The sequence below is a fragment of the Nesterenkonia sp. DZ6 genome (assembly GCF_022565835.1).
Classification (GTDB): domain Bacteria; phylum Actinomycetota; class Actinomycetes; order Actinomycetales; family Micrococcaceae; genus Nesterenkonia.
In genome coordinates this window covers 1,049,327-1,069,895 of sequence record NZ_JAJOYW010000001.1, presented here as the reverse complement: position 1 = coordinate 1,069,895, position 20,569 = coordinate 1,049,327, and the positions used below count along the sequence as shown (strand labels likewise).

The 20,569-nt window shown below is 68.7% G+C and carries 22 protein-coding genes; 17 read left to right on the top strand and 5 right to left on the bottom strand.

Going from position 1 to position 20,569, the window contains the following annotated elements:
• Nucleotides 1-70: 70 nt before the first annotated feature.
• Complete coding sequence (locus tag LTH93_RS04790) at nucleotides 71-1,534, top strand: amidase (protein WP_241470235.1); 1,464 nt, start codon at nucleotides 71-73, stop codon at nucleotides 1,532-1,534.
• On the opposite strand, the gene LTH93_RS04785 is transcribed toward LTH93_RS04790, so the two are convergent.
• A complete protein-coding gene (locus LTH93_RS04785) occupies nucleotides 1,467-2,399 on the bottom strand; it encodes a DMT family transporter (protein WP_241470234.1) in 933 nt (310 codons plus the stop codon). The two genes, LTH93_RS04790 and LTH93_RS04785, sit on opposite strands and share 68 nt — an antisense overlap.
• Before the next feature lie 363 nt (nucleotides 2,400-2,762).
• Between LTH93_RS04785 and rpmB the strand changes: the two genes are divergently transcribed.
• From rpmB to LTH93_RS04725, 12 genes are all read left to right on the top strand, one after another.
• A complete protein-coding gene (rpmB, locus tag LTH93_RS04780) occupies nucleotides 2,763-2,999 on the top strand; it encodes a 50S ribosomal protein L28 (protein ID WP_036474464.1) in 237 nt (78 codons plus the stop codon).
• Complete coding sequence (rpmG, locus tag LTH93_RS04775) at nucleotides 2,999-3,166, top strand: 50S ribosomal protein L33 (protein WP_022872124.1); 168 nt, start codon at nucleotides 2,999-3,001, stop codon at nucleotides 3,164-3,166. Before rpmB ends, rpmG begins: the two co-directional genes overlap by 1 nt.
• Before the next feature lie 2 nt (nucleotides 3,167-3,168).
• The gene (gene rpsN / locus LTH93_RS04770; RefSeq protein WP_036474463.1) at nucleotides 3,169-3,474 is read left to right on the top strand and encodes a 30S ribosomal protein S14; all 306 of its coding nucleotides are present in this window, start codon (nucleotides 3,169-3,171) and stop codon (nucleotides 3,472-3,474) included.
• A 465-nt stretch (nucleotides 3,475-3,939) separates the two neighbouring features.
• Nucleotides 3,940-4,224: an HU family DNA-binding protein gene (locus LTH93_RS04765; protein WP_241463724.1), complete on the top strand. Its 285-nt coding sequence runs from the start codon at nucleotides 3,940-3,942 to the stop codon at nucleotides 4,222-4,224.
• 190 nt (nucleotides 4,225-4,414) lie between these two features.
• Nucleotides 4,415-4,672 carry a hypothetical protein gene (locus tag LTH93_RS04760; protein ID WP_241463725.1) on the top strand — a complete coding sequence of 86 codons (258 nt, stop codon included), beginning with the start codon at nucleotides 4,415-4,417 and terminating at the stop codon, nucleotides 4,670-4,672.
• Entirely contained in the window at nucleotides 4,669-6,810 is a 2,142-nt protein-coding gene (locus tag LTH93_RS04755) for a cytochrome c oxidase assembly protein (protein WP_241470233.1), read from the top strand. Before LTH93_RS04760 ends, LTH93_RS04755 begins: the two co-directional genes overlap by 4 nt.
• Nucleotides 6,807-7,670 (top strand): hypothetical protein, encoded by an 864-nt coding sequence (locus tag LTH93_RS04750; protein ID WP_241470232.1) that lies wholly within the window; start codon nucleotides 6,807-6,809, stop codon nucleotides 7,668-7,670. Before LTH93_RS04755 ends, LTH93_RS04750 begins: the two co-directional genes overlap by 4 nt.
• A 27-nt stretch (nucleotides 7,671-7,697) precedes the next feature.
• Nucleotides 7,698-9,713, top strand: a complete 2,016-nt coding sequence (locus LTH93_RS04745) for an NHL domain-containing thioredoxin family protein (RefSeq protein ID WP_241463728.1) — start codon at nucleotides 7,698-7,700, stop codon at nucleotides 9,711-9,713.
• Nucleotides 9,714-9,807: 94 nt separating this feature from the next.
• Nucleotides 9,808-10,284 carry a flavodoxin domain-containing protein gene (locus tag LTH93_RS04740; RefSeq protein ID WP_241470231.1) on the top strand — a complete coding sequence of 159 codons (477 nt, stop codon included), beginning with the start codon at nucleotides 9,808-9,810 and terminating at the stop codon, nucleotides 10,282-10,284.
• Between the two features lie 26 nt (nucleotides 10,285-10,310).
• The gene (locus LTH93_RS04735) at nucleotides 10,311-11,120 is read left to right on the top strand and encodes a methionine ABC transporter ATP-binding protein (protein ID WP_241470230.1); all 810 of its coding nucleotides are present in this window, start codon (nucleotides 10,311-10,313) and stop codon (nucleotides 11,118-11,120) included.
• Nucleotides 11,117-11,794: a methionine ABC transporter permease gene (locus LTH93_RS04730; protein WP_241470229.1), complete on the top strand. Its 678-nt coding sequence runs from the start codon at nucleotides 11,117-11,119 to the stop codon at nucleotides 11,792-11,794. Before LTH93_RS04735 ends, LTH93_RS04730 begins: the two co-directional genes overlap by 4 nt.
• Before the next feature lie 126 nt (nucleotides 11,795-11,920).
• A complete protein-coding gene (locus LTH93_RS04725; RefSeq protein ID WP_241470228.1) occupies nucleotides 11,921-12,760 on the top strand; it encodes a MetQ/NlpA family ABC transporter substrate-binding protein in 840 nt (279 codons plus the stop codon).
• A gap of 40 nt (nucleotides 12,761-12,800) precedes the next feature.
• On the opposite strand, the gene LTH93_RS04720 is transcribed toward LTH93_RS04725, so the two are convergent.
• Entirely contained in the window at nucleotides 12,801-13,271 is a 471-nt protein-coding gene (locus LTH93_RS04720) for a pyrimidine dimer DNA glycosylase/endonuclease V (protein ID WP_241470227.1), read from the bottom strand.
• Nucleotides 13,272-13,416: 145 nt separating this feature from the next.
• Here LTH93_RS04720 and LTH93_RS04715 point away from each other — a divergent pair, with 145 nt between their 5' ends.
• The 4 genes from LTH93_RS04715 (at nucleotide 13,417) to LTH93_RS04700 (ending at nucleotide 16,932) form a co-directional block, all read left to right on the top strand.
• Entirely contained in the window at nucleotides 13,417-14,244 is an 828-nt protein-coding gene (locus tag LTH93_RS04715) for an amino acid ABC transporter substrate-binding protein (RefSeq protein ID WP_241470226.1), read from the top strand.
• A 46-nt stretch (nucleotides 14,245-14,290) separates the two neighbouring features.
• Nucleotides 14,291-14,956 (top strand): amino acid ABC transporter permease, encoded by a 666-nt coding sequence (locus LTH93_RS04710; protein WP_241464419.1) that lies wholly within the window; start codon nucleotides 14,291-14,293, stop codon nucleotides 14,954-14,956.
• A complete protein-coding gene (locus LTH93_RS04705) occupies nucleotides 14,943-15,722 on the top strand; it encodes an amino acid ABC transporter ATP-binding protein (RefSeq protein ID WP_304653867.1) in 780 nt (259 codons plus the stop codon). The genes LTH93_RS04710 and LTH93_RS04705 overlap by 14 nt, the downstream gene beginning before the upstream one ends.
• A gap of 256 nt (nucleotides 15,723-15,978) precedes the next feature.
• Nucleotides 15,979-16,932, top strand: a complete 954-nt coding sequence (locus LTH93_RS04700; protein ID WP_241470225.1) for an L-lactate dehydrogenase — start codon at nucleotides 15,979-15,981, stop codon at nucleotides 16,930-16,932.
• A gap of 83 nt (nucleotides 16,933-17,015) precedes the next feature.
• On the opposite strand, the gene purL is transcribed toward LTH93_RS04700, so the two are convergent.
• From purL to purS, 3 genes are read right to left on the bottom strand one after another with little or no spacing between them, the layout of a single operon-like run.
• Nucleotides 17,016-19,376 carry a phosphoribosylformylglycinamidine synthase subunit PurL gene (gene purL, locus LTH93_RS04695; protein ID WP_241470224.1) on the bottom strand — a complete coding sequence of 787 codons (2,361 nt, stop codon included), beginning with the start codon at nucleotides 19,374-19,376 and terminating at the stop codon, nucleotides 17,016-17,018.
• Between the two features lie 11 nt (nucleotides 19,377-19,387).
• On the bottom strand, nucleotides 19,388-20,167 hold the full coding sequence (gene purQ, locus LTH93_RS04690; protein ID WP_241470223.1) for a phosphoribosylformylglycinamidine synthase subunit PurQ: 780 nt from the start codon (nucleotides 20,165-20,167) through the stop codon (nucleotides 19,388-19,390).
• Nucleotides 20,164-20,424 carry a phosphoribosylformylglycinamidine synthase subunit PurS gene (gene purS, locus LTH93_RS04685; RefSeq protein ID WP_241463739.1) on the bottom strand — a complete coding sequence of 87 codons (261 nt, stop codon included), beginning with the start codon at nucleotides 20,422-20,424 and terminating at the stop codon, nucleotides 20,164-20,166. The genes purQ and purS overlap by 4 nt, the downstream gene beginning before the upstream one ends.
• Nucleotides 20,425-20,569 lie beyond the last annotated feature (145 nt).

Sequence of the window (20,569 nt, the reverse complement as noted above, 5' to 3'; positions counted from 1 at the left end):
GCCGACGCTTCACCCACCCGACCTGCTGCACCAGACGAGTCCTCGGACTCCAGAGCTTGAGGAGGGGCGCATGACGCACCTTGCTGACCTGACCGCCGTCGAACTTCTCGCGGGCTACCGCACCGGCGACTTCACCCCGGTGGACGCCACAGAGGCCGCCCTGGAGCGGATCGAGGCGCACAACGGGGCGCTGAACGCCTTCGTGCTGGTGGACCGGGAGTCCGCCCTCGAGTCCGCCCGGGGCTCGGCACGGCGCTGGAGCTCCGGTGAGACGCTGGGCCCCGGAGACGGGGTGCCCACCTCGATCAAGGACATCTTCCCGACCGTGGGCTGGCCGACCCTGCGCGGCAGCAGGCTGATCGATGAGGCCGGCCCCTGGGATTTCGACGCACCCTGCGTGGCACGGCTGCGCGAGACCGGGGCGGTGCTGCTGGGCAAGACCGCGACGCCGGAGTTCGCCTGGAAGGGCACCACCGACTCGCTGCGGTTCGGCGCCACCACCAACCCCTGGAACCCCGCGCTGACCGCGGGCGGATCCTCCGGCGGCGCGGCCGCGGCGGTCGGGGCCGGGATGGGCCCCTGGGCGGTGGGCACCGACGGTGGCGGCTCGGTCAGGATCCCGGCCGCCTTCACCGGCACCGTGGCGATCAAGGCCACCTACGGCACCGTGCCGATGTACCCCGCAAGCCCCTTCGGGACCCTCGCCCATGCCGGGCCGATGGCGCGCACCGTCACCGACACCGCGCTGCTGCTCGATGTGATCGCCGGCTTCGACGCCCGCGACTGGTCCGCGCTGCCCTCACAGACGCGCCCCTTCTCGGCAGAGCTCGCCGAGCTCGAGGTCGACGGGGGCTCGCTCGCCGGAGTGCGGATCGGCTACTCGCCCACCCTTGGCCTCGGGAGCAATGATCCCGAGGTCGAGGCGCGGGTCGATGAGGCGGTCCAGGTGCTGGTCTCGCTGGGCGCCCAGGTGGAGCAGGTGGACCCCGATCTGGAGGATCTGATGGAGGCGTTCCACGTGCTCTGGTTCACCGGTGCGGCGAAGGTGCTCGAGGCCTATGGCCCCGGCGCGCTGGAGCATGTGGATCCAGGCCTGCGCGCGGGCATCGAGAAGTACGCCGATGCCTCGGCGCTGGACTATCTCAGCGCCACCGGGGTGCGCATGAACCTGGGGGTGCGCATGGGGGCGTTCCACCAGAAATACGATCTGCTGGTCACTCCCACCATGCCGATCCCTGCCTTCGACGCGAACTGGCAGGCTCCCGTCGGTTGGCCCTCGGACCTGTGGACCAGCTGGACCCCGTACACCATCCCGTTCAACATGACCCAGCAGCCCGCCATCTCGGTGCCCTGCGGGCTGACCAGCGCCGGGCTGCCGGTGGGGCTGCAGATCGTCGCCGCCAGGACGCGGGACCGCTCGGTGCTGCGCGCGGCCCGGGCCTATGAGCTGGCCAGCGGTGAGAAGTTCAGTGCGACGGTGGCGCCGGCCCGACAGGCCGCGCCGGTCGCCCGGGTCGACGGAGCTGTGCGATAGCCACACCGGTCAGCGTCACCGCGCCGCCGATGATCCCCAGCAGCGGCGGGATCTCTCCGAGAGTGAGCCAGGACATCACCACGACGACGGCGGGCACCGCCAGCGTGCTGGCGGCGACCTTGCCGGTGGGGAAGTGGTTCATCGCGTAGCCCCAGAACCAGAAGCCCAGCGCGGTGGGTCCGATGCCCATGTAGATGGCGCCGATGATCACCGGTGTCGAGGTGGTCTGCAGCTCTTCCCAGGTCGCGCCGAGGAAGGGCAGCAACGCGATGGTGCCCGCGGCGCAGGCCAACCAGGTGGCGGTCAACGGGTCGGTGTGGCGCAGTGCCAGCTTCTGGATCAGCATGCCGGCGGCGTAGAGGAACGCCGCGATCAGCGCGATGCCCAGCCCGATCAGGGCCAGCTGGCCGGTGGATCCGGCCACGGTGATCAGTCCGATGCCGCAGAGCGAGACCACCATCCCCATGAAGAGCCGGGTGGAGAAGGACTCCTTGAAGAACAGCACCGCGCCGACCCCGACCATCAGCGGGGCGAGATTGACCACCATCGCGATGGTCCCGGCGTCGAGGTAGTGCCCGGCGAGGTTGAACACCACGGTGTAGAGCGCGAACCAGATGACCCCGAAGAGCGCGGTGAGTCCGAGCGCAGCTCGGGTGGGCCGGTGCAGCCTCCCACGGCGGACCCAGAGCAGCAGCGCGCTCAGCGTCACCGCTCCGGCGAGCAGCCGCAGCAGCGCGAGCGGCCCGGGGGAGAGCTCCCCGGCCGACCATCGGATGAGGACGAAGGATGAGGCCCACATGAGCACCGTGGCGATGATGGCCGCCACCGGCAGTGCTGTGCGGGTGCGGGTGGCGTTCTGAGTCACGCCATGACTGTACCGCCGCCGCTCGAGCCCGATTCTCACCCGCTTTGCCGAATGGCCGAGCCCGGGCTAACATAGACAGTCGCAAGCCGTGCTGCGCTGTGCACATGCGTGTCCTCTTGGAGCGGGGGCTGTCATGGGTACCAGCGCCGGAAAGCAGCATGGCAGTTGTGAAGCCTGGATTCCAGAGCACCACATCAAGCACCACCGTCCGTTCAGCGTCTCGCTGGACGAATGAGAAGACACTTCGGTTGGATCTCACCCAGCCTGGTCCGTCCTCGCAAGTAACGGTGTCATAGCTGGTGGCGGGACCCAGAATCGGGGACCGCCCGTATACATTCACGTACTTACGCAAGAGGAGTGATCATGGCAGCACGTTGCCAGGTGACCGGAGTGGGGCCGCAGTTCGGCAACTCGATCTCCCACTCGCATCGGCGCACCAAGCGCCGGTTCGACCCGAACATCCAGAAGAAGCGCTACTGGGTTCCTTCATTGGGACGCAATGTGACGCTGACCTTGTCCGTCAAGGGCATCAAGACCATCGACGTCCGCGGCATCGACGTTGTCGTCGCCGAGCTGATCGAGAAGGGTGAGAAGCTCTAATGGCCAAGGACAAGGACGTACGTCCCATCATCAAGCTGAAGTCGACGGCAGGCACCGGGTTCACCTATGTGACCCGTAAGAACCGCCGCAACAACCCCGACCGCATCGTGCTCAAGAAGTACGACCCGGTCGTTCGCAAGCATGTCGACTTCCGAGAGGAGCGCTGATCATGGCTAAGAAATCCAAGATCGCAAAGAACGAACAGCGCAAGGTCATCGTTGAGCGCTACGCCGAGAAGCGTCTGCAGCTGAAGAAGACCCTCGTTGATCCCAACGCGTCGGACGAGGACCGCGAAGCAGCTCGCGTGGGTCTGCAGAAGCTTCCCCGCGATGCTTCCCCGATCCGCGTGCGCAACCGCGACTCCATCGATGGTCGCCCCCGCGGCACCTTCCAGAAGTTCGGGATCTCGCGCATCCGCTTCCGCGATATGGCTCACAAGGGTGAGCTGCCCGGTATCACCAAGTCTTCCTGGTGATCAGCCGCGGCTGAAGCAGAACCATCTCTGAAGGGGTGGGTCGCCTTCGGGCGGCCCGCCCCTTCGGTGGTTGTCCAATACACATTCTGCTGTAGATTGGACCCAGAGCCCGCTCGCCTCGGCGAACGAGCTCCACAAAGACCGCCACCCGTGCGGAGGCTCCTGTTCCTCACCCCCTGGAGGAACAGCATCAGTCCTCCCACGGGTGGCTTTTTGTTCGTGAGCTTTTTGTTCATATCACCCTCCCCGGCCGCCGTGCGGTGTGTTCGCGGAGCGGGAAATGCGTCGTTCTGGCCCAGGATCACGCGGTTCCATGCTGGTTCGGCCGGGCCTGCGTGGTAAGTTGCCGTTCTGAAAGCCCCACGCGGCATGACCGGTCCGGCGACGCAGAAGAGCGCGTCAATCGCGCGCATTGCGCAGGTCATGCCGGGGACTGCCACCGAATACGTCCAGGAGGACAAACACATGGCACTGAACCGCAGCGAGCTCGTCGCAGCAGTCGCAGAGAAGTCCGGAAACTCCCAGGCCGCCGTCAACGGCGTTCTGGATTCGGTCTTCGAGGTCTTCACCGAGCAGGTTTCCAAGGGCGAGAAGGTCAGCATTCCCGGTTGGCTGGCAGTGGAGCGCACCAAGCGCGCCGCCCGCACCGGACGCAACCCGCAGACCGGTGAGACCATCCAGATCCCGGAGGGCTACTCCGTGAAGCTCTCCGCAGGTTCCAAGCTGAAGGCTGCTGCCACCGGCAAATGAGCCCGATGAGCCGCGGCACTCTGTGAAGCAGAGTCGCCCCGGCCCAGCAGACGACGTCGGCCCCTCGCCCCGAGAAACGGGCGAGGGGCCGACGTCGTCTGCGCAGGCTCTTCCACACCGACTCTTCTACACGGCGTAGAATCGTTGGACGCCGAAGTCCCCAAAGACCCAAGGAAGGTGCAGCCCCGCCATGACAGCCTCACTCGCATTCACCGCGGCAGCACCTGCCGCCCCCGACCTGCCCGACTGGGCTCCGCTGGTCTTCGGCATCGGCAGCCTGCTCGTGCTGGTCCTGGTCATCGTGCTGGCCCGACGCAAGATGCAGGAGTCCGCGCGCTGGCGGCAGCGGTCCCAGGAGGACGTCGACGGCGATGACCCCCGGAAGAACCCCCGGCAGGGCCCGCAGCGGGATCCCCGGCAGGACCCGCCCAGGAACGACGACGCGTGAGCAGCTCTGTGACCTTGCCTGCCCGGCAGGCGCCGGCCCGGCTCTGGACCGCACCGCTGCCGCTGACCGCCGCCGCGCTCTGCACCGGGCTGCTGGCGCTGATCATCACCGGCGTGCTCACCGGCACCAACGACCCCAGCGAGCTCTCAGACCCCGGTGCGCTGACCCGATGGGGACTGCCGGTCGCCCGGTTCGTCCACCACCTCGCCATGGCCACCGCGATCGCCGCGGTGATCCTTGCCGCCGTGGCGGTGCCGCCGCAGGCCGGTCCGCGGCGACGCAGGAAGCTGCCGACCGACGACCCAGCCGCCGAGCATCCGCTGTTCGCCCGGACCCTGCAGATCGCCAGCCTGGCCGGGGTGGTCTGGACCGTGGCAGCGGTGGCCGTGCTGGTGCTGACCTTCTCCTCGCTCTCCGGGCTCGAGCTCTCCGCCTCGGACTCCTTCGCCGCCGGATTCTTCGGCTACGTGCAGTCCATCGCCACCGGCCAGGCCTGGGCCGCAGTGGTGCTGATCGCCGCGGTCTTCGCCACCCTGGTCACCGCCGTGCGCGCCCCGGCAGGACTGTTCTTCATCGCCGTGCTCGGACTCACCGCGATCCTCCCGATGGCGCTGGTCGGGCACTCCGCCTCCGGTGATGACCACTACGCGGCGGTCAACTCGCTGGGACTGCATCTGCTCGGCGTCGTCATCTGGTTCGGCGGGCTGGTGGTCCTGGCACTGCTGGGCCCCGCGCTGAGCCGGGAGGCCGCGGAGGCGCGCGAGCGCTCGGCCGCGACGTCGACCAGCGCCGCTCCAGCCAGCGCGAAACCGGCACCTGGGATGACCGAGACGCTGCTGCGGCGCTACTCGACCCTGGCCGGGCTGGCGCTGCTCACGGTGGCGGCCTCCGGGATCATCAACGCGAGCCTGCGCATCGAGTCGCTGGGGCAGCTCACCTCCACCAGCTATGGGCTGATGCTCTCCGCCAAGCTGCTGGCCACCCTGGCCCTGGCGGTCATCGGGTGGATGCACCGGTCCTGGATCATCCCGCGGCTGGGCAGCGGTGCGCGTCCCGCGGGGCTGCTCTTCCAGCTGATCCTCGTGGAGGTCGCAATCATGGCCGCGGTGATCGGGGTCAGCACGATCCTGGGACGCACCGCCCCTCCGGTGCCCGAGGAGCTTCCCCCCGACGCCACCCCGGCCCGGCTGCTCACCGGCTACGACCTGCCCCCCGAGCCCACCGGCAGCCTCTGGCTGACCCTCTGGCGCCCGGACTGGCTGTGGGTCGCCATCGTCGTCTTCCTCGCCGCCTGGTACGTGCTGGCGATGGTGCGGATGCGCCGGCGCGGGGACTCCTGGTCGGTGCTGCGCACGGCCAGCTGGCTCTTCGGGCTGCTGGTGCTGCTCTGGGTCACCTCCGGCGGGCCGGCGGTCTACGGGATGGTGCTGTTCTCCGGACACATGATCCAGCACATGACGCTGACCATGGTCGCCCCGATCTTCCTGGTGATGGGCTCTCCGGTGACCCTGGCGCTGCGCGCGCTGCCGGTGCGCACCGACGGGACCCGCGGCCCGCGGGAGTGGATCCTCTGGATCGTGCACTCGCGCTTCTCGCGGATCATCACCAACCCGATCGTCGCGGCGGTGAACTTCGCCGGCTCGCTGCTGATCTTCTACTACACCCCGATCTTCGGACTGGTGCTGGAATACCATGTGGGCCACGAGCTGATGATCTTCCACTTCCTGGCCACCGGGTACATCTTCGCGCTGGTGCTGATCGGCCAGGACCCGCTGCCCGCCCGGCCGGCGCACCCGATGCGGCTGATCATCCTGCTGGCCACCATGGTCTTCCACGCCTTTCTGGCGGTGGCGATGACCAGCTCGGACCAGCTGATCCAGGCTTCCTGGTTCGGCAACATGGGCTACGACTGGGGGTTCACCGCGCTGGAGGATCAGCGCAGCGGCGGTGAACTGATGTGGGCGCTGGGCGAGATCCCGGCGATCCTGATGTCCTTCGTGGCCGGGGTCATCTGGTCCCGGGAGGACAAGCGCGAGACCAGGCGACTGGACCGCGAGGCCGACCGCACCCAGAACGCGGAGCTCAACGACTACAACGACATGTTCGCCGAGATGGCCGAACGGGACGGACCACGATGAAGCCAGTGCCCCTTCCGGTGTTCGGAGCCGCCCTCGCCGCGGCGCTGCTGCTCAGCGCCTGCGGGTCAGCTCCCGACGAAGCCCCCGATGATGCCGACCACTCCGGGGTCGACGGGGATGAGGCTGCCGCCGACGGTGAGACTGACGGTGACGGTGACGGCGACGGCGAGGCGCAGGGCGACGGCGCGAGTGCCGCAGGCCTGAGCGCCCCCGACCGGCTGATCACCGCCGCCCAGGAGGGCGCCGGACGCGCGGCGAGCTTCGGCTTCACCGAGATGGGGTTCGTCTCCGACGAGGTGGCCGGCTCCTACCGCGAGCTGCTCGAGGAGAACTCCCTGGCCGGGGAGGACCCCGAGGCGCAGGTGAGCCCCGAGGCCTGCGCGCAGCCGCTGGCCGCCGTCGACTTCTCACCGCTGCTGCTCGGCGAGGAGACCGTGCGCGCCGACTACTTCGCAGACAGCTTCTCCGGGGCCGGCTCCATCGAGCTGGCCACCTTGGACGGCGAGGCCGACCAGGAGCGTGTCGCCGAGCACCTGGAGAATGTCGCGGCGCTGCTGGACTCCTGCCGGGACACCGAGTTCACCCTGGACGGGATCGACTACGAGCTGCGCATCGAGGAGCCGACGCTGCAGGACCAGGACGGGGTCTCCTCCGAGCAGGCGGAGAACACCGCGGCCTATTCCTGGGAGCGCAGCGGCGGTGAAGGAACAACTTTCGCGCAGATCCTGTTCACGCAGGTGGACGATGACATCATCATGGTCTCCTTCACCGGCGGTGAGGCGGCAGGCTCGGCGGAGTTCACCTCCATCGCCGAGGCCATCGCCGCGGAAGCATCCGCCGCGCTGGAGACCGCAGAATAGCCAGGCACGACTCAAGGGAGACCCCGCATGACTGAGACTGAGACGATTCGCCGCACCGAGCGGGTGCGCGCATCCGAGCTTCTCGGACGAGGCTGGCTGAACACCGGGGGCAAGGACGTCTCACTGGAGGACCTGCGCGGGAAGATCGTCATCCTGGACTTCTGGACCTTCTGCTGCATCAACTGCCTGCATGTGCTCGACGAGCTGCGCCCGCTGGAGCAGCGCTTCAGCGACGTCCTGGTCACCGTCGGCGTGCACTCCCCGAAGTTCGAGCACGAGGCTGACCCCGACGCGCTCGCCGCCGCCGTCGAGCGCTACGAGATCGCCCACCCGGTCCTGGACGACCCGAACCTGGTGACCTGGCAGGCCTACTCGGCCCGCGCCTGGCCGACCCTGGTGGTCATCGACCCGCAGGGCTACATCGCCGCGAACCTCGCCGGCGAGGGCCACGTGGCCGGACTGACCTCGCTGGTCGAGGAGCTCGTCACCGAGCATGAGGCCAAGGGCACGCTGCACCGCGGCGACGGCCCCTATGTCCCACCCGAGCCGGTCTCGCGCACGCTGCGCTTCCCCGGCAAAGCCGTCCCGGTCGGCCGCGAGCTCGGCGGATCCGACGCCGCACAGGGCCACTTCCTGGTCTCTGACACCGGCCACCACCGGATCGTGGAGCTCGACGCGGACTTGGCTACCGTGGTCCGTTCCTGGGGCGGGGGAGAGGACCTTCAGAAGGGCCACCACGACGGCGACCCCGCCGCCGCCCGGTTCAACGAGCCCCAGGGCCTGACCGTGCTCCCGGCCGAGCTGGCGCAGCAGGTCGGCTACGACATCGTGGTCGCCGACACGGTCAACCACCGGCTCCGCGGCATCAACGCCGAGACCGGAGAGGTCACCACCGTGGCCGGCAACGGCGTACAGCGCCTCCTCGACGCCGAGCGCGCCCGGGCCGGCGCGGTGGAGTCCGGCAGCCTGGGCACCGATCCGCTGAACGTCTCGCTGTCCTCCCCCTGGGACGTGCTCTGGTCCAACACCCTGGACCTGGTGGTCATCGCCATGGCCGGCACCCACCAGATCTTCACCTTCGACCCCGCCACCGGGGAGCTGTCGATCTTCGCCGGCACCGGCCTCGAAGGTCTCCTCGACGGCTCCGCCGAGACCGCCTGGTTCGCGCAGACCTCGGGACTCACCGAGGACGCCGCAGGCGACATCTGGATCGCTGACTCCGAGACCTCCGCGCTGCGCGTGATCCGCACCGGTGCCGCCAGCGCCGAGGACGCCACGGCGGCCGGAGCAGGCGGCACGGAAGCGCCGTCCCCGGTGGTGGAGACGCTCATCGGCGAGGGCCTCTTCGACTTCGGGTTCCGCGACGGAGCACCCGGGCAGGCCAGGCTGCAGCACCCGCTGGGGGTGACCGCGCTTCCGGACGGCTCGGTGCTGATGGCTGACACCTACAACGGTGCGATCCGCCGCTACCGCGGTGAGCACCTCGCCGCCGACGGCACCACCGTGGCGGCCAGCGTCTCGACCGTGGCGCGCGGGCTGAAGGAACCCTCCGACGTGCTGCTCGACGCCGACGGCACGAGCCTGCTCGTGGTGGAGACCAACGCGCACGAGCTGGTCCGCATCGCGGTGCCCAAGGAATACCTCACCGTGGACGAGGGCGCCACACAGAGCCAGCGCCCGTCCACCGCGGTGGCACCGGGAGAGTTCTCCCTCGCCATCGGCTTCACGGCCCCCACGGGTCAGAAGCTCGATGACCGCTGGGGCGATCCGACCCAGCTGAAGGTCTCTTCATCCCCGGAGAACCTGCTGCTCACCGGCGCCGGGAACTCCGAGGGGCTGCGCCGGACGCTGCAGCTGAACCCAGAGGTCAGCGAGGGAGTCCTGCACATCACCGCCCGGGCCGCCGCCTGCGACGGCGCACCCGGAGAAGAGATCCCGATGCACGCCGCCTGCCACCTCTACCAGCAGGACTGGGGCATCCCGGTCACGCTTGAAGTCGGCGCGCAGAGCGAGCTGACCCTGGACCTGCGCGGAGTCCGGTGATCGCGCATCTCGGTGATCCCGGCGCTCCCGCAGCGCGACCTGCGTTGATAGGCTCAGCCAAGAACATAAGTTTCTGCGAGAGGGCGGATGAACTATGACCACGATGGTCGTTGTCGCGAGCAAGCACGGGTCCACCGCGGAGATCGGCGAGCACATCGCCTCCACGCTGAAGAACCGGGGCGTCTCTGCCCACGTCAAGGATGTCTCCGAGGCTGGCCGGTGGCTCTTCGAGACCGACAACGTGGTCCTGGGCATCCCCGTCTACCGGGAGAAGCTGTGGGGCCCGGCGATGATGTTCCTCGACGCTCACCGGACCGAGCTGGGCGGCAAGCCGCTGTTCCTCTTCGCCTCCGGCGGCGGACCCAGCCTCAAGCCCGAGCTGGCCGAGACGCTGCGCAGCTACCCGCACCGCGAGGCCACCTACTTCCGCGGCGCCATCGACGCCGAGAAGCTCAGCTTCTTCGAGAAGCTTCAGCTCAAGGTGGTCAAGGCACCCGAGAACGCGGACTTCCGCGACTGGCCCGGGATCGAGGACTGGGCCGGCTCACTCATCGCCTACGGTCTGAGCTGATCCAAGCCCTTGATCCTGCTTCACCGATGATCGAATTCGATCGGGTCACCAAGAGCTACACCCGACCCGTTCGCCGAGGCGAGACGATCCACGCGCTGCACGAGGTCAGCCTCAGCGTCGGAGAGTCCGAGATCTTCGGCGTGGTGGGCGAGTCAGGCTCGGGCAAGTCCACCCTGCTGCGGATGGTCAACGCGCTGGAGATGCCCAGCTCGGGAGACGTCACCGTCAACGGGGTCAACCTCGCCGCGCTGCGCCCACGCGAGCGACGCGCCCAGCGCCGCCGGATCGGCATGGTCTTCCAGCAGTTCAACCTGCTCGCGAACAAGACCGTCGTGGCCAATGTGGCGCTGCCGCTGAACCTGCACCGGCGCCGCGGCGGCCTCGGAAGGCGCGGACCAGGATCAGCGAGATCCGGCTCCGAAGTCTCCCGATCCGAGGACCGGGCCCGCGAGATGCTCGACTTCGTGAACATGGGAGCCCACTCCCTGAAACATCCCGCCCAGCTCAGCGGCGGAGAGAAGCAGCGGGTGGCGATCGCGCGCGCGCTGGTCAACGAGCCCGACATCCTGCTCTGCGACGAGCCCACCTCCTCGCTGGACAGCCAGCACACCGACGAGGTCATGGCCACCCTGCTGCGCGTGCGCGCCGAGATGGGGACCTCCATCCTGCTGGTCAGCCATGAGCTCGAAGTCATCCGCGGCGCCTGCGACCGCGCCGCGATCCTGGAGTCCGGCCGGCTGACCGGCATCGCCGAGATCGCCCACCTGCAGGCACGCGAGAAGTTCGACAGCTATTCCGAGCGCGCCCGCCGATACCTCCAGGGGGAGCAGGAGTGAACGAGCTGGCGCGACGCCTGAGCGAATACCGGGGCGAGATCATCACCTCGATCGTGGAGACCGGCGCGATGCTGGGCTGGTCGCTGCTCGCCGCGGTGCTGGTCGGGCTGCCCATGGGCACCGGGATGTATCTGGCCCGCCGTGGCGGGCCCAAGGAGCGGGGCTGGGTCTACACCGGGCTCAACGGCTTCGTCAACGTGGTCCGCTCGGTGCCGTTCCTGCTCTTCGTGGTCGCGCTGATCCCGTTCACCCGCTGGGCGGTGGGCACCTCCTTCGGGACCACCGCCGCGGCGGTCCCGCTCTCCTTCGTCGCCGTCGCGCTCTACGCCCGCTGGGTGGAGCAGACCCTGGTGGACATCCCCCGCGACACCGTGGAGCTCGCCGACTCCCTCGGCGCCGACACGCTTCAGCTGGTCACCCGGTTCCTCTACCCGGAGGCACGCTCCGGGCTCGTGCTCTCGATGACCACGGTCACCATCTCGATGATCTCCTACTCCACGATCATGGGCGTCGTGGGCGGCGGCGGCGTCGGTGACTTCGCCATCCGCTACGGCTACCAGCGGTATGAGTACGACATCATGTACGTGACCATCGCGGTGATCGTGGTGCTGGTGATGCTGATCCAGACCTTCGGCACCAGACTCTCCATGGCGCTGGACCACCGGTCACGCTGACGCCGCACGCTTGATTCCGCCGCACCACTGACTCCGCCGCACCGGCGTGCCTGGCATAACCGGCGCGCCGACGTCGTTGAAACCATCGGGCCCGGCACGGGTCCGCCCATCCGAACGAGGAGCATCTTGACTGCCCAACTGCAGAACCGTCCCGTCCGCGCACTCAGCGGGGCCGCCGTCGTCCTTGCACTCTTCGCCACCGCGGCCTGCTCCTCGGAGCCGGGCGACGCGGAAGGTGATGACACGCTGATCCAGGTCGCCTCGCACACCACGCCGATGACCGACGTGGTCGAAGCCGCCGCCGAGGTCGCCGAGGAGGATGGCTACACCATCGAGCTCGTCGAGGTCAGCGACAACGTCCAGTACAACCGGCTGCTCGCCGACGGCGAGGTCGACGCGAACTTCGCGCAGCACCAGCCGTATATGGAGGCCTACAACGCTGAGCACGACGCCGAGCTCGCCGTCGTCCAGCCGATCTACAACGCCCGCGTGGGCTTCTACTCCCGGGACTACGACTCCATGGAGGAGATCCCCGACGGCGCCCAGGTCGCGCTGCCCAACGATGAGTCCAACGAGGGCCGCGCGCTGGCGATCCTCGCCGACCAGGGGCTGATCACCCTGGCCGAGGGCGTCGGCTTCGAAGGCACGCTCAACGACATCGAGGAGAACCCGAAGGACCTCGAGTGGGTCCAGGTGGACCTGTTGAACCTGACCTCGGCCTATGAGGAGGACGGCATCGCCGCGGTCTTCAACTACCCGACCTACATCGCCAGCCTCGGGCTGACCCCTCAGGACGCCATCGCGGTGGAGGAGAACATCGACGAGCGCTTCGCGATCTCGCTGGTGGCCCGCGAGGGCGACCTCGACTCCGAGAAGATCGAGGCCCTCGAGCGCGCCATGACCAGCGACGAGGTCCGCGAGTTCCTCATCGAGGAGCACGACGAGACGCTGATGCCGGCCTTCTGAGGCTGATCCGCCGGGCGGGCCCCGGGCTCAGGCTCGGGGCTCAGCCCGGCTCCGCGCGCTCCCAGGGCTCGATCCCGCCCGGGATGACCCGCATCATCGGGTGCGCGGCGGGGACGGCCGTCTCCCCGGTCGAGGCACGCAGGGCACGCAGCGCCTGCAGGTTCTGCTGCGCCTTCTGCGGGGAACGGGTTCGCAGCTTCGCGCCCAGGTGATCCCATTCCAGCAGCAGCTGGCCCGTCGTCACCGGCATCAGCTCCTGCTCACCGGTGCTGCTGATCTTGGTCGCGTCGAAGCGGTAGCCGCGCGCGCTCGCCTCGCTCAGCACGCCCTGCAGATACGCGCCGATCGCGATCAGCGGGTCAGCCTGCGCGCGAAAGCGCACCAGCTGCGGGTGACTCATGTACCCCTTCGTCCGGCCCTGCAGCACCGCCTGGGCGAGCAGCGTCTCCCGCCAGCAGGCGACGAGCCCCTGCCGGTCCAGATAGCCGGGGTCCAGGCTCCAGATACGCATCCCTCCAGGCTAACCGGGTTGCGCGACGTCTGGCGTAACAGAGCACGCTGACCCGGGCATCGCGGATGCTACCGTTCTGTGCCTGTCCATGACCGGACCATTGCGCGCCGGCACTCTCCGACGCTTCACCCTAGGGGCACCACCTATGACCACACGCCTGCTCTCCACCCTCGCCATCTCTGCCGCCGCGGCCCTGACGCTGGCCTCCTGCGGCGGAGGCGACGAGGCGCAGGAGGACGGTGCACCGGCCGAGGAGTCGGCCGCGGGACTCACCCTCGAAGAGGTGCAGGAGACCGGGGTGCTCACCGTGGGCACCGAGGGGACCTACCGTCCGTTCAGCTTCCATGAGGGCGGCGCCGGAGAGCTGACCGGCTACGACGTCGAGATCGTCACCGCCGTCGCCGAGGAGCTCGGCGTGGAGGCGGACTTCGAGGAGACCCAGTGGGACGCGATGTTCGCCGGCCTGGAGTCCGAGCGCTTCGACGTGATCGCCAACCAGGTCTCGATCACCGAGGAGCGCGAGGAGAGCTACCTGTTCTCGGCGCCCTACACCGTGTCCAACGGCGTGATCGTCACCCTGGCGGAGAACGAGGAGATCTCCAGCTTCGAGGATCTCGACGGCGCCACGACTGCGCAGTCGCTGACCTCCAACTGGAACGACCTGGCCACCGAATCCGGCGCGAACGTCGAGGCCGTGGAGGGCTGGGCACAGTCGGTGACCCTGCTCGAGCAGGGACGCGTCGACGCGACCATCAACGACAAGCTCACCTACCTGGACTACCAGGAGACCGAGGGCAACGAGAACATCAAGATCGCCGCCGAGACCGAGGATCAGTCGCAGGCGGCACTGACCTTCCGGCAGGGCAGCGAATCCCTGGTCGAGGCAGTGGACGAGGCGCTGGCAGCCTTGGCCGAGGACGGCACGCTCACCGAGATCTCCGAGAAGTACTTCGGCGCCGACGTCACCGAATGATCGGTGACGCGCTGCGCCCGTGGGCGGCTCGGAACTGATGGAACTGATGGACATCAACTGGGAACTGGCGATCGACTCGTTCTGGCCGCTGCTGCGAGGGGGCCTGACCGGGACCATCCCGCTGACCCTTGCCAGCTTCACCGTCGGGCTCGCGCTCGCCCTGGTGCTCGCGCTGATGCGGATCAGTGGGAATCGGCTGCTTTCGGGGATCGCGAGGGCCTACATCTCGGTGATCCGCGGCACCCCGCTGCTGGTGCAGCTGTTCGTGATCTTCTTCGGCCTGCCCTCGATCGGGGTCACCATCGACCCCTGGCCCAGCGCGGTGATCGCGTTCTCGATGAACGTCGGCGGATACGCCGCCGAGGTCATCCGCGCGGCGATCCTCTCGGTGCCCAAGGGTCAGTGGGAGGCCGGGTACACGATCGGGATGTCCCGCAACCAGGCGCTGCGCCGGCTGATCCTGCCGCAGGCGGCCCGGGTCTCGGTGCCGCCGCTCTCGAACACCTTCATCTCCCTGGTCAAGGACACCTCACTGGCCTCGCTGATCCTGGTCACCGAGATGTTCCGGCAGGCCCAGCAGGTGGCCGCCTTCAGCCAGGAGTTCATGCTGCTCTACGTGGAGGCCGCAATGATCTACTGGGTCTTCTGCCTCGTGCTCTCCACCGTGCAGGACCGCCTGGAGCGCAGATTGGATCGCTATGTCGCCCACTGACCCCGCACAGAAGGACCCGCTGCTCCGCGTCTCCGGACTGAACAAGTCCTTCGGTGAGAACGAGGTGCTGCGCTCCATCGACCTGCAGGTGCAGCCCGGTCAGGTGCTCGCCCTCGTCGGGCCCTCCGGCTCCGGCAAGACCACCGTGCTGCGCTGCCTCAACGGCCTGGAGAAGCCCGACGCCGGCACCGTGGAATTCTCCGGCGGCCCGGCGGTGACCTTCACCGCGAAGACCACCCGCCGAGAGAAGGAGTCGCTGCGGACCCGCTCGGCGATGGTCTTCCAGGGCTACAACCTCTTCCCGCACAGGACCGTGCTGCAGAACGTCACCGAGGGCCCGATCCAGGTCCAGAAGCGCCCCAAGGCCGAGGCCATCGCGGAGGCCGAGCGGCTGCTGGCCCGGGTCGGTCTCGCCGAGAAGCGCGATGACTATCCGCACCAGCTCTCCGGTGGACAGCAGCAGCGGGTGGGCATCGTCCGGGCACTGGCCCAGCAGCCCGCGCTGCTGCTCTTCGACGAGCCCACCTCTGCGCTGGATCCCGAACTTGTGGGCGACGTGCTCACCGTGATCAAGGAGCTCGCCGAGGAGGGCTGGACCATGGTCCTGGTGACCCACGAGCTCGCCTTCGCCCGCGAGGTGGCCGACACGGTCGTCTTCATGGACGGCGGAGTCGTCGTCGAGCAGGGCCCCGCCGAGGACGTGCTGCGCGCGCCGACGCAGGAGCGCACCCGGCAGTTCGTGCACCGGCTGCTCAACCCGTTCTGAGCCCCGCGGGAACGGAGCTGGGCCGCCCTGGCCTGCCCCGAGCCGCCCCTGACCGGTCATCAGGCCCGGGCGCTGACCGAGGTCGTCGCGCTGTGGGCCGAGGTGCTGCGGATGGCCACCGGCGCGCAGCGCTTCAACGTCTACGCCGACCCCGCAGGACACCCGTCCTGTCTCTGCCGGCACTGACGCTCAGCTGAATCCGCGGTCCCGGGAACAGCCTCTGTTCGAGCGTCCGCTGCTGTGACAGGCTGAGCCCATGAGCGTCATCGAGAACTCCACCCTGGCCATCGTCGGAGCGGGAAGCGTCGGCACATCCACCGCCTATGCGGCCATGATCCGCGGCTCCGCACGGCATGTGCGCCTCTATGACATCGACGCCGCCCGGGTCGAAGCAGAGGTCCTCGACCTTGCCCACGGCAGCCAGTTTACCGGCGCCACGGACATCGACGGCGGCGCGGACCTCAGGCACGTGGAGGGCGCCGACGTCGTCGTCATCACGGCCGGGGCCAAACAGCACCCCGGACAGACCCGACTCGACCTGGCCGGCACCAATGTGGACATCCTGCGCAGCATGCTCCCGAAGCTGCTCGAGCGCGCTCCGGATGCGGTGTATCTGCTGGTCACCAATCCCTGCGACGTGCTGACCGTGGCCGCCCAGCAGATCACCGGGCTGCCCAGCAGTCGGGTGTTCTCCTCCGGGACCGTGCTGGACACCGCGCGACTGCGCTGGAAGCTGGCCCAGCGCGCCGGTGTCGCGCAGTCCAGCGTGCACGCCCACATCGTGGGGGAGCACGGCGACACCGAGTTCCCGCTCTGGTCCGCGGCCAGCATCGGGGTGACCCCGCTGCTGGACTGGGAGCGTGACGGGCTGCGGGTCTTCGACACCGAGGAGCTCGAGACCCTCTCCGATGAGGTGCGCAACGCCGCCTACAAGGTGATCGCCGGCAAGGGCGCCACGAACTACGCGATCGGGCTCTCCGCGGCACGGATCGTGGAGGCGGTGCTCAACGATGAGAACGCGATCCTTCCGGTCAGCAGCGTCCTCGACGGATTCCTCGACATCAGCGGGGTGGCGCTGTCCATCCCGACCGTGGTCTCCGCCAGCGGTGTGCAGCCGGTGACGACCACCCCCTTCGCGGCGAACGAGGCCCAGGCGCTGCGTGACTCCGCGCAGGCGCTGGCCCAGGTGCAGGCCTCGCTGGGGATCTGACCCGAGACGAAGAGACCACCCTGGCATCCGCCAGGGTGGTCTCTTCGTCTCGGCCGGCGCTGGTCTGCTCCAGCGGCCGTGCTCTACTTCTCCTGGCGGACCGCTTCGGTGGCCTCACCCAGGGTGGCGAAGCGCGAGGGGATGACCGCGCTCCATGCCTCGCGCAGCTCCTCCAGGCCCAGCGTGAAGCTGTCGCCCGCATAGGGTCCGGCGACCTCGAGGTCCCCGGAGCTCGCATCCACCACGCCGATGCGCAGCGCCGCGAAGCCCCGCGCCGTGGTCATATCGGTGAAGCGCAGCTCCTCCGACCGGGGCAGCGCGACCAGGGCGCGGGCCTGGGACTCGCTGAAGAGCGCGGTGAACGGGTCCACGCCGTCGCGCTCGCAGATCCCGTCCACGGCCACCCGGGCGCCCACGCCGAAGCGCAGGCCCATCTCGGCCAGTCCGGCGGCGAGCCCGCCCTCGGAGAGGTCGTGGGCGGCGTCGATCATGCCATCGCGGGAAGCGTTGATCAGGATCTCGCCGAGCATCTTCTCCGCGCCAAGGTCCACCTTCGGCGGCAGCCCGCCCAGGTGGTCGCGTCCGCGGGCGAACTCGGAGCCGTCGAGCTCATCGTGGGTGGTCCCGAGCAGGTAGATCGCCTGGCCGTCGGCCCAGCGCTCGAAGCCCGAGGGGGTGCGCCGGCTGACGTCGTCGAACTTGCCCAGCACGCCCACCACCGGGGTGGGGTGGATGGCCCGGCCGGCGGTCTGGTTATACAGCGAGACGTTTCCCCCGGTGACCGGCACGCCGAGCTCCTGGCAGCCGTCGGCGAGGCCGCGCACGGCCTCGGCGAACTGCCACATGACCTCCGGGTCCTCCGGGGAGCCGAAGTTCAGGCAGTCCGAGACCGCCATCGGGATGGCCCCGGTGGTGGCCACGTTGCGGTAGGACTCGGCCAGCGCCAGCTGCGCCCCGGTGTAGGGGTCCAGATAGGTGTAGCGCGCGTTGGCGTCGGTGGAGAGGGCGACGCCGAGCCCGGTCTCCTCGTCCACCCGGATCACACCGGAGTCATCGGGCTGGGAGAGCGCGGTGTTGCCGCCGACGAAGCGGTCGTACTGATCGGTGATCCAGGAGACGTCCGCCATGTTCGGGCTGGTCATCAGGTCCACGACGGCGCCGCCGAGCTCCTGCGCGGTCTGCGGCAGGTTCTCGCCTGCGGCTGATGAGCGGAAGGTGTCGGCCTGCAGGGCGTCCTGCCAGTCCGGTCGGTGGTAGGGCCGCTCGTAGACCGGGCCGTCATGGGCGACGGTGCGCGGGTCGACGTCGACGATGGTCTCGCCGTCCCATTCGATGATCAGCCGGCCGGTGTCGGTGACCTCGCCCAGCCAGGAGTATTCGACCTCCCACTTGGCCATGACGCGCTCGAACTCGGCTGCGTTGGCCGGGGTGACCACTGCCATCATGCGTTCCTGGGACTCTGACATCAGGATCTCTCCCGGGGTCAGCGAGGGATCGCGCAGCAGCACGTCGGTGAGCTCCACGTGCATGCCGCCCTCGCCGTTGGAGGCGAGCTCGGAGGTGGCGCAGGAGATGCCGGCGGCACCGAGGTCCTGGATGCCCTCGACCAGTTCGGCGTGGAAGAGCTCGAGGCAGCACTCGATGAGCACCTTCTCGGCGAAGGGGTCACCGACCTGCACCGCGGGACGCTTGGAGGGCTTGGAGTCGTCGAAGGACTCCGAGGCCAGCACCGAGGCTCCGCCGATCCCGTCGCCGCCGGTGCGGGCACCGAAGAGGACCACCTTGTTGCCCACGCCCGAGGCGTTGGCCAGGCGGAGGTCCTCATGGCGCATCACGCCCACGGCCAGCGCGTTGACCAGCGGGTTGTCCTGGTAGACGGAGTCGAAGACGACTTCGCCGCCGATGTTGGGCAGGCCCAGGGAGTTGCCGTAGCCGCCGATGCCGGAGACCACGCCGGGCAGCACCCGCAAGGTGTCAGGGTGATCGATGTCGCCGAAGCGCAGCGGATCCATCACCGCCACCGGGCGGGCGCCCATGGAGATGATGTCGCGCACGATTCCGCCCACACCGGTGGCAGCGCCCTGGTAGGGCTCCACGAAGCTGGGGTGGTTGTGCGACTCGATCTTGAAGGTGACGGCCCAGCCGTCGCCGAGGTCGGTGACGCCGGCGTTCTCGCCGATGCCGACCATCAGGTCCTTCTTCATCTCCTCGGTGACCTTTTCGCCGAACTGGCGCAGGTGGACCTTGGAGGACTTGTACGAGCAGTGCTCGGACCACATCACCGAGTACATGGCCAGCTCGGCCGCCGTCGGCCGCCGCCCCAGGATCTCGACGATCCGGTCATACTCGTCGGACTTCAGGCCGAGCTCGGCCCAGGGCAGGTCGGTGTCGGGGGTGGTGGAGGCGTGCTCCACGGTGTCGATGTTGAATTCTTTGTCTGTCACAGTCGGCTCGCTCACTGGGCACCTCCGGCAAGAGATGCGATCACGGAGGTGAAGATGGTCAGTCCGTCGGTGCCGCTGCGCATCCCGGTGGCGTCATCGGGACCGTAGCCGGCTTCCACGGCGTGCTCGGGGTGCGGCATCAGGCCCACCACGTTGTGAGTCTCGTTGGTCACGCCGGCGATGCGGTTGCGTGAACCGTTGGGGTTCTCGCCCACGTAGCGGAAGACCACGCGGCCCTCGGCCTCGAGCGCCTCCAGGGTGGCCGGGTCGGCGAGGTACTGGCCGTCCTGGTTCTTCAGCGGGATCGCGATGAGCTCCTCGGGGGTGAACTGTGAGGTCCACGGGGTGGAGGTGTTCTCCACACGCAGCACCTGGTCACGGCAGAGGAACTTCAGGTGATCGTTCTTCACCATCGAACCCGGCAGCAGGTGGGATTCGGTGAGCATCTGGAATCCGTTGCAGATGCCCAGCACCGGGAGTCGGGAGCCTGAGCTGGCGGTGGCTGCCTCGATGATCTTGTTCATCATCGGGGCGAAGCGGGCGATGGCGCCGGCGCGCAGGTAGTCCCCGTAGGAGAAGCCGCCGGGGAGCACGATGGCGTCCACATTCTGCAGCGACTCATCGGCGTGCCAGAGCGGGACGGCGGTGCCGCCGCCGAGGCGGACGGCGCGCGCGGCGTCGCGGTCATCGAGGGTGCCGGGGAAGGTGACGACGCCGATGCGCGCCCCGCTCAGCGGGTTCGCGGCGGGGGCCGCATGGAAGTCCCCGATCAGAGGAGTCTCCGTGCTCATGCAGCGCCCTCATCATCGACGCGCACGCTGATGACGTCTTCGATCACGGGGTTCGAGAGCATCTCTGCCGCGGCGGTTCGGGCGCTCTCCAAGACCTGCTCGGTGACAACACCCTCGAAGGTGAGCTCGAAGCGCTTGCCCTGGCGTACGCCGGAGAAGTCGGTGAATCCCAGGTGCGGCAGCGCGGAGGCGATGGCCTTGCCCTGGGGATCGAGAATCTCTGGCTTGGGCATGACCTCGACGATGATGCGCGGCATAGGGTCTCCTGTGCGATGGTGCGAGTGGATGAGCCCGCGGGACCGCTACGAGGTGCCGTCTCACGCACCGCGCGGGTCCAGATCAGCACGGCTGGGGACGACGGCGGCACGCTCCGCGAGCTTGCCGGATCAGTCTACCGGGTGC